The sequence below is a fragment of the Mycolicibacterium chitae genome (assembly GCF_900637205.1).
Taxonomy (GTDB): Bacteria; Actinomycetota; Actinomycetes; order Mycobacteriales; family Mycobacteriaceae; genus Mycobacterium; species Mycobacterium chitae.
The window spans coordinates 2,223,220-2,241,422 of the sequence record NZ_LR134355.1 but is presented as its reverse complement, the minus strand read 5'-3'; the positions used below and the strand labels follow the sequence as shown (position 1 = coordinate 2,241,422).

Genomic DNA, 18,203 nt, shown 5'->3' with positions numbered 1-18,203 from the left:
GCAACGCGTCGGCGAGGTCGCGTCCCGGTGCCTGCCTCAGGCGCTGGCGGGCACCGCCAGGTAGTCGGCATCCGGCACGTCGCGCGGGTCTTCGGCGGGGGCTGCGACGGCGTCGAGAAACGGTGCGAAGGGCGGAATTTCGTCGGCCGAGCACTCGATGCTGATCACCGACGGCCCGGGGGTCGCCAACGCCTCGGCCAGGGCCGCAATCAGCGCGGCCATGTCGGTGACGTCGGTCGACCACAACTCGGGGAACATCGCGGACAGTCCGGCACCCAGGTGACTGGGGCGGAACCTGTTGTAGCTGTAGCGATCCCCGTAGTAGAGCCGCTCGCGGGTGGCCGACATCGCATGCGCGTTGTTGTTGAACAACACGAACGTCACCGGCAGTTGATGCTCGATCGCGGTGTGCAACTCCATGCCGTGCATGTAGAACGAGCCGTCGCCGGCGATGACGACGGTGCGTTGCCGACGTCCGATCGCCACGCCGATCCCGGCGCCGAAGCTGTACCCCATCCCGCCCATGCCCACCGCCACCAAGAACCGGCCGCCACGCCGGGCGGGCAGGTAGTGCAACGCCGCGGCGCCGGTGTTGCCGGCGTCCACCACGACGTTGACATCGGCGGGCAGGGCCGCGTCCAGCGCTTTCATCGCCGGCCGGTAGCGCACCCCGGCGGCCTCGACCCGCGGTGTCGCCAACTCGGTGGGCGGTACCGGTTCCGGCGTCCGCAGGCCGAGGGGGCGGCCGCGTCCGGTCAGCTTGCGGCTCAGTTCGGCCAACGACCTCTGCAGATCGTCGGTGTGCACGTGGGTGCACGGCAGATAGGGCGGGGCCGACCCGATCGAGTAGGTCCGTGTGCCGCGCAGCGCGGTGTCCAGACCGGCGCGCGCGGTCAACGGCAGCCGGGTGCCCACCAGCAGGCACACCGCACTGTCCTGCACCGCGTCGACGGTCGCCGGGTGCCCCATCGCCCCGGTGATACCGAGGGCACCCGTGACGTCCTTGGCGCCGGGCACGCAGGCCAGACGCGCACCCAGCAGCGCGCACAGCTTCTCCAGTTCGGCCCGGGCGCCGTCGCGCGCGACCTGCTCCCCGGCGATGATGGTCACCGTCCCGCGGGCGGCGCGCAGCGCCCGCGTCAACGGGTGCGGATCCCCGATCTGACGACGACGGGCGCAGGTGTGCACGCGGTCGCGGGGCGGACGACAAAGATCGAGTTCGGCTTGCTGAATATCTTTGGGCAGCAACAGTACTGCCGGTCCCCCGGCGCAGGCGGCGATGATCGCCCGCGGCAGCGCTGACCGGATGTCGTCGGCGGTGGTGACGCGTTCACAGAACACCGAGACCGCCCCGAACAACGCTTCGGCGTTCAACGATCCGTTGCATCCGCTGGTGTCCCCGGCCGCCCCGAGCCCGTCGAGCGTGCTGGGCGGCTGTCCGATCAACGCGAGCACCGGTGTTCGGCTGCTCAGCGATTCCCCCAGCCCCGGAATGACGTTGAGCGCCGCGCCACCGGAGGCCGCCAGCACCACGCCCAGTCCGGCGCCGCCGCGGCAGTAGCCGTCGGCCATTGCCGCAGCGGCGAATTCGTGTTTGGCCAGGACCGCGGTGATGTCGCGACTGAAATGCGCGGCGTCGAACAGGTCCTCGATGTTCTCGCCGTCCACGCCGAACACATGGGTGACGCCACCTGCCGCCAGGTGAGCCAGGATGTGGTCGGCGACGCGGACAATTGCTGGCATCATCGACTGCCCCCTCACAGAGGGCCCAGCACCGCACCCCAGCGACCCCCCAGCCGCTCGGCCCCCCCTTGCCTGCCAAACACTACAACCGCGACGGGGCGAACGTCGGCGTATTTGCGGCCCGCTCTCGCGGTGCTTGCACATTCAACGATGACGGGTGCCATGGTCTTCCTCATCGGGGCCTCTACCTACGCGTTTTATACCTCCGAGCGTCCGCGACGGCCGCAGATTGGGTGTCCCGCCGCGTACGGGCCCGACCCGCTGCGTCCCCGGCGGCAAATCCCGTGCGACCACTCGATTTTGCGCCCGCGTCAACGACGGCGGTGCCGGCAACGCTACCGGCTTCCGCAGTGCCGCCCTCCCCGGCCGCATTTCTCGACGTTGCTGCGACGTCGACCCCCTTCCCGGCGGCACCGGCGGCCGATATCGTCGTGCGCGATGAGATGGCAACGCCAACTGCCCTTCCTGCGGTGGTCGTTCTGGCGCCTGGCGATGGGCGTGCGCAACATCCCGAAGACGGGTCAGGTCGGCGACGGCCGCGAGGCCGCCGCCGCCGACTACGTCGTGGCCAACGCGCGGCGCAACGACCCCGAGCACGTGCTGGCCACCATCGACGACTTCGCCTACACCAAGGCGTATCTGATCAACATCGGCGAGGAGAAGGGCGCGCTGCTCGACGCCGCGGTGCGCCGGGCCGACCCCACCCTGGCGCTGGAGTTGGGCACCTACTGCGGATACGGCGCGCTGCGAATCGCCTGCGCCGCACCGCGAGCGCGGGTGTACTCGGTCGAACTGTCGGCCGACAACGCCGGCCAGGCCCGGCGGATCTGGGAGCACGCCGGCGTCGCCGACCGGGTCACCTGCGTGGTCGGCATCATCGGCGACGGCGGCGCCACTCTCGACGCGCTGGACGCCGCACCGGGATTCGGGCCCGGTGCGCTCGATCTGCTCTTCATCGACCACGACAAGAACGCCTACCTGCCGGACCTGCAGAGCATCCTCGAGCGCGGCTGGCTGCATCCCGGCTCGATCGTCGTGGCCGACAACGTGAAGATTCCCGGCGCCCCGGCCTATCGCGCCCACATGCGCGAGCAGCAGGGTCGGCGGTGGCGCACGGTGGAGCATTCGACGCACGCCGAGTACCAGAACGTGCTGCGGGACCTGGTGCTGGAGTCCGAGTTCCTCGGCTGAGGACTGCTACTGCGCGCGCGGATGCGCGCCGGCCCACACCTCGCGCAACGCGTGGACGGTGACCATGGTGTAGATCTGCGTCGTGGTGACCGAGGCGTGGCCCAGCAGTTCCTGCACGACGCGCACGTCGGCGCCGCCGTCGAGCAGGTGGGTGGCGAACGAGTGCCGCAGCGTGTGCGGGGACACCGCGCTGGTGATGCCGGCCCGCTCCGCGCTGTCCTGCAACACCTGCCAGGCGCTCTGCCGGGACAGCCGACCGCCGCGCGCGTTCAGGAAGATCCCCGGGGTGCCGCGACCGCGGCGGGCCAGGTCCGGACGCCCGCGCACCAGGTAGGCGTCCAGCGCGGCGACGGCCGGGCGGCCCACCGGGACCAGGCGCTGCTTGCCGCCCTTGCCGCGCAGCAGCACCGCACGCGCCTGGGTGTCCACATCGTCGAGATCCAGGCCCACCGCCTCGGAGATCCGGGCGCCCGTCGAGTAGAGCAGTTCCAGCAGGGCCCGGTTGCGCAGCGTCAGCGGTCCGTCGGACTCACTGTCCCCGCCGGCGCCCTCGAGCAGGGCCAGCACCTCGTCGAGGGTCAACGCCTTGGGTAGCCGCCGGGCCGGGGTCGGGGGTTTGACGGCCCGCGCGACATCCACGTCGGTGACGCCCTCCGCGGTGGCGAATCGGTGCAGTCCCCGCACGGCGATCAACGCCCGTGTGGCCGATACCGCCGACAGCGCCGGCACCCCGTTGTCGGGATCGCCGCGGCGCAGGGCGACCAGGAAATCGCTGACGTCGGTCTCGGTGACCGCGGCCAGGTCCGCGATGCCGCGGGACACCAGATGCTGGTGATAGCGCCGCAGGTCGCGGCGGTAGGAACTCAGGGTGTTCGCCGCCACGCCGCGCTCGATGGTCAGGTGGTCCAGGTACCCCTGCAGTTGACCGTCGAGCGCGGATTGGAAGGTCGTCACCGAACCGGCCCCTATCGCTCTCGCGCCGCGAAGCGCCACGGCCGGTCGGGCCAGTCCACCGTGACCGCCCGGGTCTCGGCGTGGCCGTTGCGTACCGCGTGGGCGGCCAGGATCCCCGCTACCGCAGAGGAATTGACGATCTCGCCGGAGAACACCCGGGCCACGGCATCGGCCAGCGGGACGCGGGCCACCGTCATGTCGGCCTCCTCGTGGGCGGCCTCGGGCCGGTCCACCTCCGACAGGCCGGTCGCGAGGTAGATGCGCACGGCCTCGTCGGTGAAACCCGGTGTGGGGGCGACGTCGACGAGCACCGCCCAGTCCCGCGCCGCCAGGCCGGCCTCCTCGACGAGTTCGCGCGCGGCGGTCAGGTGCGGCGCCTCGCCGTGTTCGTCGAGCAGTCCGGCGGGCAGTTCCCACAGCCGGCGGCCCAGCGCGTGCCGGTATTGGTACACCAGTACGACGTTGTCCCGGTCGTCGAGTGCGACGACGGCGACCGCGCCGTAGTGCTCGATGACGTCCCGGCGGGCCACCGCGCCGCCGGGCATCGACACCTCGTCGGCGCGCACGGCGAAGATCTTTCCAGTGAACCGGGTTTCGCTGGAGACGGTGTCGAACTCGTGCTCACCCACGGGATGCGGGCTCTTGGATCAACGGGTCCGCATCCTCGTGCTCGGCTCCGTTGGATCGATGCTCCGGCAGTTCCACCGGAAGCCGCTCGGCGGCCTTGTAATCCATTGCCGCGCCGATGAACGCCGCGAACAAGGGGTGCGGGCGCGTGGGCCGGCTCTTCAGTTCGGGGTGGGCCTGCGTACCCACCAGGAAGGGGTGGATGTCGCGGGGGTATTCGACGAACTCCACCAGCTTGCCGTCCGGCGAGGTGCCGGAGAACTGCAGGCCGCTCTCGGCGATCTTGTCGCGGTAGGCGTTGTTCACCTCGTAGCGATGCCGGTGCCGTTCGGAGACATCCACGGTGCCGTAGGCCTCGGCGACGATCGAATCCTCTTGCAGCACCGCGGGGTAGGCGCCCAGCCGCATGGTCCCGCCCAGGTCGGCCTCACCGGCGACGATCTCCTCCTGGCCGGCCATGGTCGCGATGACGGGATCCGGCGTGTCGGGCTCGAACTCCGCCGAACTCGCCTCGGCCAGGCCCACCGAGCGGGCGGCCTCGATGACGATGCACTGCAGGCCCAGGCACAGACCGAACAGCGGGATGCCGCGGTGACGCGCGTATCGGATCGCGCCGATCTTGCCCTCGATGCCGCGGATCCCGAAGCCACCCGGGATCAGCACCCCGTCGACGTCGCCCAGGGCCGCCGCGGCGCCCGCGTCGGTCTCGCAGTCGTCGGAGGCCACCCAAACCATCTCCACCCGGGTCCGGTGTTTGAAGCCACCGGCGCGTAGCGCCTCGGCCACCGACAGGTAGGCATCCGACAGGTCGATGTACTTGCCCACCAACGCAATCCGGACCGTCTCGTGGGGTTCGTGGACGCGCTCGAGCAGGTCGTTCCACTGCGTCCACTCCACGTCGCGGAACGGCAGGTTCAGCCGGCGCACCACGTAGGCGTCGAGTTCCTCGCGGTGCAGCACCTTGGGGATGTCGTAGATCGACGGGGCGTCCGGGGTGGAGATCACGCCGTCGATGTCGACGTCGCACATCAGGGCGATCTTGTTCTTCAGCCCTTCCGGGACGTCGCGGTCGCAGCGCAGGATCAACGCGTCCGGCGAGATACCGATGCTGCGCAGCGCCGCCACCGAGTGCTGGGTCGGCTTGGTCTTGAGCTCACCGGACGGCTTGAGGAACGGCACCAGCGATACGTGTAGGAAGAAGCAGTTGTCCCGACCCACCTCGTGGCGGACCTGACGGGCGGCCTCGAGGAACGGCAGCGATTCGATATCGCCCACCGTGCCGCCGATTTCGGTGATCACCACGTCGGGGCGGTTGCCGTCCTCGTCCGGGTCGGCCATCTCCAGGACGCGGTTCTTGATCTCGTCGGTGATGTGCGGGATCACCTGCACGGTGTCGCCGAGGTATTCGCCGCGACGCTCCTTGGCGATCACCGTCGAATACACCTGACCGGTGGTGACATTGGCCGAGCCCGAGAGGTTGCGATCGAGGAACCGCTCGTAGTGCCCCACGTCGAGGTCGGTTTCGGCGCCGTCCTCGGTCACGAACACCTCACCGTGCTGGAACGGGTTCATGGTGCCGGGATCGACGTTGAGATACGGGTCGAGCTTCTGCATCGTGACCTGCAGTCCCCGCGCGGTGAGCAGCTGACCCAGGCTGCTGGCGGTCAACCCCTTACCTAGCGAGGACGCGACACCACCGGTGACGAACAGGTGCTTTGTCGTGGTGTGTGGATGCCTGCGTAGCGATGGCAAGTGCAACCTCCGTGGTGATGGAGCAGGGCGAGCTGGGCCTGCTGACCCACGGAAGTCCACCTTAACACCGACCCGCGGAAGTCGTTGCTGACGCGCCGGGTGGGCCTGTTGCGCTACTGGGTGACGGTCAGCGCGGTGGCGCCCTGGCCGACGCCGTACTGGCCCGGCTTGGCGCCGTTGATCAGGTCCTGCAGCCCCAGCACGGCCGTGATGCGGCCGGATTCGGCATCGATGTTGTCGACCGAGCTGACCGCGGCGGTCAGACCGCTGTCGGAGCGCAGCACCGCCACCGCCCCGGTGCCGGTCGCCGAACCGTGCCGACCGGCCAGCACCGTGCCCGACCCGTGCGGGGCCAACGCCGCGGCGAACCGGGCGACGGTGGCGCCCTGGTTGCCGGCGTCGTCGCCGAGCGGTCCGCCGGTGACGATGACCGCGGTGTCGGCCGCGCCGACGTTGTCCCCGGAGTAGGCCAGGAACCCGGTGTCGCGCAGCGCGGCCAGCACCGTCTGGCGCTGCAGATCGTCGACCCGCGGCGCCTTGGGGTCGCGGTTGATCAGCATCGTGATGCCCAATAGATCGCCGGCCTGGGAGCCCTGATCGACCAGCGTCGTGCTCAACTGCGTGCCGGCGGGCAGGATCGACGAGTTGACGACGGTCTTGAGCTTCTCGGCCGAGTGGGCGTCGACGAATTCCTGGGTGAGTTCGATGCCGCCGGTGACCGTGCCGCCGGCCTGCTCGATGACCCGGTTGAGCGCGTCGAGGTCGTGCTCGTTGGCGTCGGGGGTGCGGAACACCACCACCGACTTGTTCGCCAGGGCGTCGCGGACGATCCGGGGCGCCACCTGGGTGTCGAAGTCGTTCGCGGCGCCCAGGCGTTCGTTTAGTGCGTTCTTGTCATCGGTCAGCGCGTTGATCTGGCCCTGCAGATCGCGCTTCTCCTCGCGCAATCCCGACAGCAACGTGTCGGAGAGCAGACCCGAGCCCAACACCACCCCGACCGCCAGCGCCAGGAACACCGCCGCCAGCGAAATGGCGTGTGAGCGAAGGGATATCACGCTAGGTCACCCAGCCCTGCACCCACAGCGTGAACTGGTTCCAGTACTGCGTGACCCACTCCAGCACTACGGTGTCGGTGCGGGACACCCACAGCGCCACGATCACCGCGATCAGCATGGCCAGCACCAGCAGCGCCACCGAACCGCCGGAGATCCGGCTGCGGTACAGCGTGGCCACCGCCTTGGCGTCCACCAGCTTCTGCCCCACCTTGAGCCGGGTCAGGAAGGTCGACGGGTTGCTCTGCTGCCGGGTGCGGTCGAAGAACTCCTCGATGCTGGCGGTGTGACCCGCGGTGACGATCAGCGCGGCGCCGTGGTGGTCGGCCAGCAGCAGGGCCAGGTCGGCGGCCGAACCGGCCGCCGGGAACGTCATCGCGCCCACGCCGAGATCCTGGATGCGCTCGAGCCCGGGCGCGTGGCCGTCGGCGTCGGCCGGCAGCACCACCTGCGCACCGCTCTTGAGCACCTCGGCGCTCATCTGCTCGGGGTCGCCGACGATCAACTGGGGCCGGTAGCCGGCCTTGCGCAGCAGATCGGCGCCGCTGCCCACCCCGATGAGGACGGGCTGATACTCCTTGATGAACGGCTTGAGGCCCTTGAGGTCGTCGGCGGCGTTGGGCTCCTCGGCCACCACGACCACGTGCCGCCGGCGCAGGTCCACGTCGATGTCGGGGATGCCGATGCCGTCGATCAGCAGCGGGCTCTCGCTGCGGATGAACTCGATGGTGTTGCCGGCGAACGCCTCCAGATGGCTGACCAACCCGCTCTTGGCCTCGTGCATCTTGTCGACGATCTCTTCGTCGGTGCGTTCGACGCCCAGGATCAGGCGGCGGTCCCCGGAGTACACCCCGCCGTTGTGCAGGCGGATCCGGGCGCCGTCCTTGACCTTCTTGAAGACCTCGGGGCCGGTCTCGTCGATGAGCGCGATGCCGTTGGTCACCAGGACTTCGGGCCCGAGGTTGGGATAGCGGCCCGAGATCGACGGCGAGGCATTGACCACCCCGGCGATGTTGGCCTCGATCAGGGCGTCGGCGGTGACCCGGTCCAGGTCCAGCACGTCGAGCACCACGATGTCGCCGGGCTCCACCCGGCGCAGCAGACGGTCGATGTCGCGGTCCACCCGCGCCGTGCCCACCACACCGGGTCGAGAACTGCTGTTACGAGAGAGAAGCGCTGCCATCCTCATGGCAGCCGATTCTGTCGGTCAATGGCGGCTGAGCCGGGGAGGCGCGCCGTAACTTCCGCCTCAGAAGTCACATTGCGTCACATCTGCAACAGAATCGAGAGCTTGGGCTGCTATGCCGGGCTCACCCGGGCACCCGGTCCTGCTGGGCGGCCTCGAGCAGCTCACGCGCGTGGGCGCGACCGGTGTCGGACTCCCCCAGCCCGGCCAGCATCCGCGCCAGTTCGGCCACCCGCTCGTCGTCGTCGAGGCGCCGGACCCGGCTGGAGCCGTCCCGCGCGAGCGCATCGACCACCAGGTGGGTGTCGGCGTAGGCCGCGACCTGCGGCAGGTGCGTGACGACGATGACCTGATGCGTGCGAGCCAGCCGCGCCAGTCGCCGACCGATCTGCACCGCCGCCCGGCCGCCGACCCCGGCGTCGACCTCGTCGAACACCATCGTGGTGCCCTCGGCCGAGGCGGACAGCACCACCTCCAGGGCCAGCATGACCCGGGAGAGTTCGCCGCCGGAGGCGCTCTTGGTCAGCGGCAGCACGGTGCTGCCGCGGTGCGCGGTGAAGCCGAACTCGACGGCGTCCACCCCGGCCGAGCCGGCGTGCACGGTCTGACCGGAGGCCAGCGTCAGCGGCGCCGAATCGTCGGCCCCGGCGGGCATCGGCACCACGTCGATGGTGAACTCCGCCTGCGCCATCGCCAGCCCGGCCAGTTCGGCGGTGACGGCCTTGGCCAGTCGCTTGGCGGCCTTGGTCCGGGTGCGGGTCAGTGCGGTGGCGACGTCGGCCAGACGGGCGGCCCGCTCGTCGACCCGCTGTTGCAGCCCGGCCAGGGCCTCCTCGGAGACATCGAGTTGCGACAGGCGCTCCCGCGCCTGGTCGGCCCACGCCAGCACCCCGTCGATGTCGGGGGCGTACTTGCGGGTCAACGTCCGCAACTCGGCCTGCCGCGCCAGCTTGGTCTCCAGGGTGCTGGCATCCGAGGGCAGCTCGCCCAGATACCCGCCCACCTCGCGGGCCACATCCTCGACCACGGTCAACGCGTCGGTGAGCTGACGGCCCAGCCCCTGCAGCGTCGCGTCGTCGGTGGCTTCCAGCGCGGCCTTGGCCTGCGCGACGAGTTGGGCCGCCGAGGCGGCGATCTCCGCGCCGTCGGCGTCGTCGCCACCGGCCAGCGACATCCGCGCGGTGGTCGCCGATTCGCGCAGCGCGTCGAGTTCGGAGAGCCGCTTGATCTCAGCGACCAGTGCCTCGTCCTCGCCCGGGTTCGGGTCGACGCCGTCGATCTCTTCCAGGGCGAAGAGCAACCGGTCGGATTCCTGGGCCAGTTCGCGGGCGCTGTTGGTCCGCTCGGCCAGATCGCGGCGGGCCTGCAACCACTCCTCGCGCAGCCCCCGGTAGCGCCGCAGCGCGTCGGCCACCTCGGCGAAGCGGTCCAGTGCGGCGCGCTGCTCCTCGGAGCGCATCAGCCGCAGCTGGTCGTTCTGCCCGTGCAGGGTGAGCAACTGGGTGGTGAACGTGCTCAGCGATTTCGCCGGCACGCTGCGCCCGCCGAGATAGGCCCGCGACGGCCCGTCGCGGCTGACCGAGCGCAACGCGATCACGCTGCCGTCCTCGTCGCGCTCGGCGCCCGAGGCATCGAGGATCTCGTCGATCTGGCCGCCCAGCCCGTCGCCGACGTCGGTGGTGCTGAAGCGACCCTCCACCACCGCGCGGGTGGCCCCGGAACGCACCCGGTTGGCGTCCGCGCGCGCCCCGCCGAGCAGGTGCAGCCCGGTCACCACCATGGTCTTGCCGGTGCCGGTCTCACCGGTCAGCACCGTGAGGCCGCGATCGAACTCCGCGTCGGCGGCCTTGATGGCGCCCAGCGATTCGATTCGGATTTCGGAGAGCACGGGCTACTTCCCCCGCCAGCCGGTGACCGGCAGCCGGAACTTGCGGACCAGGCGGTCGGTGAACGGCGCGCTGTCCAGGCGAATCCACTTGACCGGCTTGGCCGATCGGGTCACCTCCAGGCGGCTGCCGGCGGGCAGCGGCATCTCCCGGCGCCCGTCACAGAACACCAGCGCGTCATGCCCGTCGGGCTCGAGTTCCACCGCGATCTTGGCCGCGGGACTGGTGACCATCGGCCGGGCGAACAGGGCGTGGGCGTTGTTGGGCACCACCAGGATTGCCTCCAGGTCGGGCCACAGCACGGGGCCGCCGGCGGAGAATGCGTAGGCCGTCGACCCGGTCGGCGTCGAGACCAGCACGCCGTCGCAGCCGAACGCCGACACCGGGCGCCCGTCGACCTCGACCACGACGCCGAGCACCCCGAGGCGCGGACGTTTCTCCAGGCTGGCCTCGTTCAATGCCCAGCCGCGGTTGATGACCTCACCGCCGACGGTGACGACGATGTCCAGCGTCATCCGCGTCTCCACGCGGTAGACGCGGTTGATCACGTGGTCGAGCACGGCGTCGATGGCGTCGGCCTCCGCCTCGGCCAGGAACCCGATCCTTCCGAGGTTGACGCCCAGCACCGGGATGTCGGCGTTGCGCGCCAATTCGGCTGCCCGCAAAAATGTTCCGTCACCGCCGAGGACCATCACCAGCTCGCAGCCCTTGGCGGCGTTCTCGTCGGCGTCGACGACGTCGATCTCCACACCCCGGGCGCGCATGTCCTCCGGCGCTAACCGCAACGTGCCTCGGTCGACAGCCTCGGCAGAGAGCACGCGGAGCGCAATTCCGTTGTCGCCCAGCATCTTCTCCACATGGCGGGCCACCTCGGTGGCACTCTCTCGGCCGGTGTGGACGACCAGCAGGACGGTTCGTTCAGAGGTCATTGCGGCCCTTCATCGACCGACCGCGCGATGGCGGCTTCCAATTGCTCATCGTGCACGGCGCGGTCGGGGTCGGACCGCAACCACAGGAAGTACTCCACATTGCCCGACGGGCCGGGCAGCGGGCTGGCCACCGCGGCCATGGTGTACCAGTTCAGTTCGGCGGCCCGGCGCGCCACCGAGAGCACGGCGCTGGTGCGCAGGGCGGGGTCCTGCACCACCCCGCCGGCGCCCACCTGGCCCTTGCCGACCTCGAACTGTGGCTTCACCATGGGAACGATATCGGCGTCCTTCGACGCGCACGCGGCGAGTGCGGGCAACACGGTGCCCAGCGAGATGAAGGACAGGTCCGCGACGACGAGATCCACGTTGCCGCCGATCATCTCCGGCGTCAGTTCGCGCACGTTGGTGCGTTCGATGACGACGACGCGCTCATCGGAGCGCAATGACCAGGCCAGCTGGCCGTAGCCGACGTCGACGGCCACCACTTCGCGGGCCCCGCGGTCCAGCAGTACCTCGGTGAAGCCGCCGGTGGAGGCGCCGGCGTCCAGGCAGCGTCGGCCCGCGACGTCGATCCCGAACGCGTCGAGGGCACCGATGAGTTTGTGCGCGCCGCGGGACACCCAGGTCCGTTCCCCCGCGTCGGCGACCTTGAGGGTGGTGTCGGCGGTGACGGCGGTGGCGGGCTTGGACGCGGGCATCCCGTCGATGCTGACCCGCCCGGCGCCGATCAGTTCGGCGGCCTGTTGACGGGACCGCGCCAGTCCCCGCCGGACCAGCTCGGCGTCCACTCGCATACGCCGCGCCACGCTGCGTTCAGCCCTTCTCCACGGATTCCAGCGCCCGGACCAGCACGTCGTGGGCCTCCTCGAGGCGACGCGCGATCTCGTCGATGTCTACCTCGGCACCGTGGCCGGTGGTCTCGTCACCGAGGTCGGCGGGCGGCAGGGCGGCGAGCAACTCGTCGATCTGCGCGCGGATCTCGTTCGGGTCGGTAGCCATTTCGGCCCCTACGCTAGTCGATGGCCTCGTCCAACAGCGCCCAGCGCCGCAGGGCGACCGCCGCGGTGTCGTCGCCCGCGGCGACGCGGACCCCGTCGAGCCCGGCGTCCCAGATCGCTCGCGCGGTGGCGCGCACGACGCCCAGCCCGTCGGCGCTGTCGTCGTGGCCGGCCGCGTGGACCGTCGCGACGCCGTCGGCGTGGGTGACCCGCCAGGCCGGCTGGGCACTCATCGACAGCCGCTCGGCCTGGCCGTGCAGGCCCGCCAGGGTCTCGGCGATGAAGCTCGGCCGCTCGGCGGGGATCGCGTGCACCGCCTCGCGTGCGGTGCTCACCCCGGTGAGCACCATCAGGCTGGGCAGCCCGGCGGCGTTGGCGCCGGCGATGTCGGTATCCAGGCGGTCGCCGACCACCAGTGGGGTCCGGAACTGCCCGCGGGACAACGCATCTGCCATCAACGTCGGGGCCGGCTTGCCCGCCACCTGCGGGACGGCGTCGGTGGCGGTGCGCAGGGCCGCCACCATCGATCCGTTGCCCGGCAGCAGGCCGCGCTCCGAGGGCAGGGTCTTGTCGACGTTGGCCGCGACCCACAGCGCCCCCGCGCGGATGGCCAGCGCGGCCTCGGCCAGCACGGCCCAGCCGGTGTCCACCGAGTGCCCCTGCACGACGGCCACGGGGTCCTCGGCGAAGCTGCGCACCGGGATCAGACCCACCGCGCTGATCTCGTCGGCCAGCGCCTCGGTGCCGACGACGAGCACATGCGCCCCGGCGGGTAGTTGTTGGGCCAGCAGGCCGGCGGCGCTCTGCGCACTGGTCACCACGTCGTCGGCGGCGGCGGCGACGAAGCCGAGTTCCCGAAGGTGCGCGGCGACCTCGTCGGCGCTGCGCGAGGCGTTGTTCGTGACGTAGAGCTGCCGCGCGGTGGCCGCGGCCAGCGCTTCCAGCGAGTCCTCGGTGGGGGCGTGACCGCGGAACACGGTGCCGTCGAGGTCGAGCAACAGGCAGTCGTGGGTATGGGCGAGCGTGGTCACGTCAGGCGAGCTCGCTGACCCGCTCTTCGGCGTCGGTGACGCCGTCGACGTCGGCGCGGCCGGAGTGCAGGAACCACTGCAGCGCTTCGTCCTTGCGGTCCAGGGCCAACAGCGCCTCGGCGTAGGCGTAGAACAGCCGCGCGGCGGTCTGGCCGGTGCGCGACGGGTCGGGCGCCGGTGACGCCAGCACCGCCAGCGCCTGCTCGAGCTGGCCGAGGTCGGCGCGGGCGCCGGCGGCCACGATGCGCAATTCGTCGGCGTCGTCGCCCTCCAGGGCCGCCGCCTCCGGGCTGCGGGCCAGTTCGATGGCCCGTTCCGGGCGCCCCACGCCGCGTTCACAATCGGCGATCAGGGGCAGCAGCACCGACTTGCTGCCCATTCGACGGGCAGCGCGCAGTTCGGCCAGGGCCTGGGCCCAGTCGCCGCAGCGGTAGGCGGCGATACCGACAGCCTCGCGGATCGCCGCGATGCGGCCCGAACGGGTCCGGGCGGCCTGGGCGTGCGCCAGTGCGGCCTCAGGGTCCTCGTCGATGAGTTCGCCGGCGGCCACCAGGTGGCGGGCGATCGTGTCGGCCGTGGTTTTATCCAACGTGGTCAGTTCGCGCCGGACATCCGGCGCCAGCTGCTTGGCGTCGATCTCGGGCGGGATCGTCGGGCCGCGACCGCGGTCGGCGTCGCCACCCTCGCTACGCGGTCCGCCGGGCCCGGACTGCGGCTGTGCCCGGCGAGCGCGATTGGGACCCGAGCGGGCCGGCGCCTGACGCCGCTGACCACCACGTTGATCGCGGCGCGGACCGCCGCCGCGTGCTGGGCGCTGTTCGCCGCCCTGCCTGTTGTCGACCACTGGGAACCTTTCGCTACGAGATATTCACTCAGGATACGGCCCGAGTACGCCCGGCAACGATTCGCCGGGAATCGCGAAGGGAAAGACGGACAATTGTTCGCCAGATAAACCATTCCGAGCGTCAAATGGACAAATGCAATTGCCGTACAAATGCCGTACAAATAGAAACGCCCCCCACGGTTGGTGGGGGGTGTTTCTATTGTGTGTGTTCGGCGGTGTCCTACTTTTCCACCCGTGTTGGGTAGTATCATCGGCGCTGGCAGGCTTAGCTTCCGGGTTCGGGATGGGTCCGGGCGTTTCCCTGTCGCTATGTCCGCCGTAACTCTATTTTCTTGTGTGGTGCCGGCCTGTTCCGTGTGGGGTCGCCCCTTGTTGTGTGGGGCGGGGTCCCGTGGTCGGGGGCACCGTGTTCACCAAGAAAGGTGTTTTTGGTGGTGGGATGCAATGTTTGTTGCATTCGTGGGTTGTGGTTGCGAGACGCGTGGTGTTTACCGAACAGTTTTTGTTCCCCACGAGGGGTGGGGTTGTTGGTAAGTTTTCGGCCGGTTAGTGCCAGTTCCCTGCACACATTGCTGTGCTTCTAGGTCTGGTCTATCAATCCCGTGGTCTGCGGGGGGCCTTATCCCTCCTAGAGGGTGAGAAACCTGGTCTTGGAAGGGGTTTCCCGCTTAGATGCTTTCAGCGGTTATCCTGTCCGAACGTGGCTATCCAGCCGTGCCCCTGGTGGGACAACTGGTGCACCAGAGGTTCGTCCGTCCCGGTCCTCTCGTACTAGGGACAGATTTCCTCAAGTTTCTGACGCGCGCGGCGGATAGAGACCGAACTGTCTCACGACGTTCTAAACCCAGCTCGCGTGCCGCTTTAATGGGCGAACAGCCCAACCCTTGGGACCTGCTCCAGCCCCAGGATGCGACGAGCCGACATCGAGGTGCCAAACCATCCCGTCGATATGGACTCTTGGGGAAGATCAGCCTGTTATCCCCGGGGTACCTTTTATCCGTTGAGCGACACCCCTTCCACTCGGGGGTGCCGGATCACTAGTCCCGACTTTCGTCCCTGCTTGACCTGTACGTCTCACAGTCAAGCTCCCTTGTGCACTTGCACTCAACACCTGATTGCCATCCAGGTTGAGGGAACCTTTGGGCGCCTCCGTTACATTTTAGGAGGCAACCGCCCCAGTTAAACTACCCACCAGGCACTGTCCCTGAACCGGATATACGGTTCGAGGTTAGAGGTCCAATACGACCAGAGTGGTATTTCAACAACGACTCCACAATAACTGGCGTTACTGCTTCACAGTCTCCCACCTATCCTACACAAACCGAATCGAACATCAATACCAAGCTATAGTGAAGGTCCCGGGGTCTTTTCGTCCTGCCGCGCGTAACGAGCATCTTTACTCGTAGTGCAATTTCGCCGAGTCTATGGTTGAGACAGTTGAGAAGTCGTTACGCCATTCGTGCAGGTCGGAACTTACCCGACAAGGAATTTCGCTACCTTAGGATGGTTATAGTTACCACCGCCGTTTACTGGGGCTTAAATTCTCCGCTTCACCCCCGAAAGGGTTAACAGGTCCTCTTAACCTTCCAGCACCGGGCAGGCGTCAGTCCGTATACATCGTCTTGCGACTTCGCACGGACCTGTGTTTTTAGTAAACAGTCGCTTCTCACTGGTTTGTGCCACCCACTCACGCTCACCACCGCGAAGATGGATCACGCCATGTGGGTCCCCCTTCTCCCGAAGTTACGGGGGTATTTTGCCGAGTTCCTTAACCATAGTTCACTCGTACGCCTTAGTATTCTCTACCTGACCACCTGTGTTGGTTTGGGGTACGGGCCGTGTACGGACTCGCTAGAGGCTTTTCTCGACAGCATAGGATCACCGAATTCGCCTCAATCGGCTATGCATCACCTCTCAGACATATGAGTGACGGATTTGCCTATCACTCGTCCTACAGGCTTGCCCCAGTATTACCACTGACTGGTACGGCTACCTTCCTGCGTCACCCCATCGCTTGACTACTACCACCGAAGGTCCCGCGCAGCCGGCAACAGTCCTTTCCCGAAGGATCAGATCTGCCACCTTTTGGGCGGTTAGTACCGGTGATTCATCAGGGACGCTCATACACGGGTACGGGAATATCAACCCGTTGTCCATCGACTACGCCTGTCGGCCTCGCCTTAGGTCCCGACTCACCCTGGGCGGACTGGCCTGGCCCAGGAACCCTTGGTCTTTCGGCGGGCAAGGTTCTCACTTGCCTTATCGCTACTCATGCCTGCATTCTCACTCCCACACCCTCCACAACACGGTCACCCGGCTGCTTCACTGGATGCAGGACGCTCCCCTACCCATCGAACAAGTTCGATGCCGCGGCTTCGGCGGTGTGCTTGAGCCCCGCTACATTATCGGCGCACAATCACTTGACCAGTGAGCTATTACGCACTCTTTCAAGGGTGGCTGCTTCTAAGCCAACCTCCTGGTTGTCTTCGCGACTGCACATCCTTTTCCACTTAGCACACGCTTAGGGGCCTTAGCCGGCGATCTGGGCTGTTTCCCTCTCGACGCACGGAGCTTATCCCCCGCCGTCTCACTGCCACACTTCAACTTGTCGGCATTCGGAGTTTGGCTGACGTCAGTAACCTAGTAGGGCCCATCGGCCATCCAGTAGCTCTACCTCCAACAAGAAACATGTAACGCTGCACCTAAATGCATTTCGGGGAGAACCAGCTATCACGGAGTTTGATTGGCCTTTCACCCCTACCCACAACTCATCCCCTCAGTCTTCAACCTAAGTGGGTTCGGGCCTCCACAACATCTTACTGCTGCTTCACCCTGGCCATGGGTAGATCACTCCGCTTCGGGTCCAGAACACGCCACTACACCCCTCACGGGGATACGCCCTATTCAGACTCGCTTTCGCTACGGCTACCCCACCCGGGTTAACCTCGCGACATGTCCCTGACTCGCAGGCTCATTCTTCAAAAGGCACGCCATCACCCCACGTAAAACGAGGGCTCTGACGGATTGTAAGCGCACGGTTTCAGGTACTATTTCACTCCCCTCCCGGGGTACTTTTCACCATTCCCTCACGGTACTAATCCGCTATCGGTCACTGAGAAGTATTCAGGCTTACCGGGTGGTCCCGGCAGATTCACAGCAGATTCCACGGGCCCGCTGCTACTCGGGGAACATTCCACAACAGAGTGCATGTTTTCGCCTACAGGACTCTCACCCTCTACGGCAGGCCATCCCAGACCACTTCGACTAACACACACTTTTCTGACTGTCGCCCAGGCCGGCGGACCTGAGAAGAAACGCCCCACAACACCGCACACACAACCCCCGCCGGGTATCACATGCACACGGTTTAGCCTCCTCCGCTTTCGCTCGCCACTACTCACGGAATCACAATTGTTTTCTCTTCCTACGGGTACTGAGATGTTTCACTTCCCCGCGTTCCCCCCCGCCACCTATGAATTCAGTGACGGGTGACACGACATCACTCGTGCCGGGTTTCCCCATTCGGACATCCTCGGATCCACGCTCGGTTGACAGCTCCCCGAGGCTTATCGCAGCCTCCTACGTCCTTCATCGGCTCCCAGTGCCAAGGCATCCACCATGCGCCCTTAAACACTTACAAACACAAAAACCAAAAGAAAAATCAGAAATTACACCACAACAAACCACACACCCAACCCCCACCCCAAAGAGTGAGAACCGTTGTGCGGCCTGATGCTCGCAACCACTATCCACAAATCAAACACCACACCCCACCACCAAGATGGAGCGACAACACGCCTCCCACCCCACACAGGGGCCAGAGAAAAACGGGCCTGTTGCCTCAGGACCCAACAGTGTGTCTGGCAGCATCACGAACAACAACCCCAAAAGGTTGCTTCCCGGTCCATGACTGCATTGTTTGTTGTTGCACCAGACCCCCACCCACTACAGGCAAGAGGCCATCCAACGAATCGCTCAGGTCACCGAACCCCCACACGATGTGGGCGGGC

Annotated in this window: 13 protein-coding genes and 2 rRNA genes; 1 reads left to right on the top strand and 14 read right to left on the bottom strand. The window is 67.5% G+C overall.

Annotation, left to right across the window (positions count from 1 at the left end; genetic code table 11):
- Nucleotides 1-36: 36 nt before the first annotated feature.
- The gene (locus EL338_RS10575; RefSeq protein ID WP_179967265.1) at nt 37-1,743 is read right to left on the bottom strand and encodes a thiamine pyrophosphate-binding protein; all 1,707 of its coding nucleotides are present in this window, start codon (nt 1,741-1,743) and stop codon (nt 37-39) included.
- Nucleotides 1,744-2,181: 438 nt separating this feature from the next.
- Here EL338_RS10575 and EL338_RS10570 point away from each other — a divergent pair, with 438 nt between their 5' ends.
- Nucleotides 2,182-2,934 (top strand): O-methyltransferase, encoded by a 753-nt coding sequence (locus tag EL338_RS10570; protein WP_126333717.1) that lies wholly within the window; start codon nt 2,182-2,184, stop codon nt 2,932-2,934.
- Between the two features lie 6 nt (nt 2,935-2,940).
- Here the strand turns inward: EL338_RS10570 and xerD are convergent, their stop codons facing one another.
- From xerD to EL338_RS10505, 13 genes are all read right to left on the bottom strand, one after another.
- Entirely contained in the window at nt 2,941-3,888 is a 948-nt protein-coding gene (gene xerD / locus EL338_RS10565; protein ID WP_126333716.1) for a site-specific tyrosine recombinase XerD, read from the bottom strand.
- 11 nt (nt 3,889-3,899) lie between these two features.
- The gene (locus EL338_RS10560) at nt 3,900-4,517 is read right to left on the bottom strand and encodes an NUDIX domain-containing protein (protein ID WP_126333715.1); all 618 of its coding nucleotides are present in this window, start codon (nt 4,515-4,517) and stop codon (nt 3,900-3,902) included.
- On the bottom strand, nt 4,510-6,267 hold the full coding sequence (gene pyrG / locus EL338_RS10555) for a CTP synthase (RefSeq protein WP_126333714.1): 1,758 nt from the start codon (nt 6,265-6,267) through the stop codon (nt 4,510-4,512). Before pyrG ends, EL338_RS10560 begins: the two co-directional genes overlap by 8 nt.
- Before the next feature lie 113 nt (nt 6,268-6,380).
- On the bottom strand, nt 6,381-7,322 hold the full coding sequence (locus tag EL338_RS10550; RefSeq protein WP_126333713.1) for a copper transporter: 942 nt from the start codon (nt 7,320-7,322) through the stop codon (nt 6,381-6,383).
- A 1-nt stretch (nt 7,323) separates the two neighbouring features.
- Nucleotides 7,324-8,508, bottom strand: a complete 1,185-nt coding sequence (gene steA / locus EL338_RS10545) for a putative cytokinetic ring protein SteA (protein WP_126333712.1) — start codon at nt 8,506-8,508, stop codon at nt 7,324-7,326.
- Between the two features lie 121 nt (nt 8,509-8,629).
- On the bottom strand, nt 8,630-10,393 hold the full coding sequence (recN, locus tag EL338_RS10540; protein ID WP_126333711.1) for a DNA repair protein RecN: 1,764 nt from the start codon (nt 10,391-10,393) through the stop codon (nt 8,630-8,632).
- Between the two features lie 3 nt (nt 10,394-10,396).
- Nucleotides 10,397-11,320, bottom strand: a complete 924-nt coding sequence (locus EL338_RS10535) for an NAD kinase (RefSeq protein WP_126333710.1) — start codon at nt 11,318-11,320, stop codon at nt 10,397-10,399.
- Nucleotides 11,317-12,126, bottom strand: a complete 810-nt coding sequence (locus EL338_RS10530) for a TlyA family RNA methyltransferase (RefSeq protein WP_126333709.1) — start codon at nt 12,124-12,126, stop codon at nt 11,317-11,319. Before EL338_RS10530 ends, EL338_RS10535 begins: the two co-directional genes overlap by 4 nt.
- Before the next feature lie 7 nt (nt 12,127-12,133).
- Nucleotides 12,134-12,319, bottom strand: coding sequence for a hypothetical protein (locus EL338_RS10525; protein WP_126333708.1), 186 nt, complete (start codon nt 12,317-12,319; stop codon nt 12,134-12,136).
- 13 nt (nt 12,320-12,332) lie between these two features.
- Nucleotides 12,333-13,349: an HAD-IIA family hydrolase gene (locus tag EL338_RS10520; RefSeq protein ID WP_126333707.1), complete on the bottom strand. Its 1,017-nt coding sequence runs from the start codon at nt 13,347-13,349 to the stop codon at nt 12,333-12,335.
- Nucleotide 13,350: 1 nt separating this feature from the next.
- Nucleotides 13,351-14,193, bottom strand: a complete 843-nt coding sequence (locus EL338_RS10515) for a tetratricopeptide repeat protein (RefSeq protein ID WP_126333706.1) — start codon at nt 14,191-14,193, stop codon at nt 13,351-13,353.
- A 207-nt stretch (nt 14,194-14,400) separates the two neighbouring features.
- Nucleotides 14,401-14,514, bottom strand: a 5S ribosomal RNA gene (gene rrf, locus EL338_RS10510).
- 205 nt (nt 14,515-14,719) lie between these two features.
- Nucleotides 14,720-17,833 (bottom strand): 23S ribosomal RNA (locus EL338_RS10505).
- Nucleotides 17,834-18,203 lie beyond the last annotated feature (370 nt).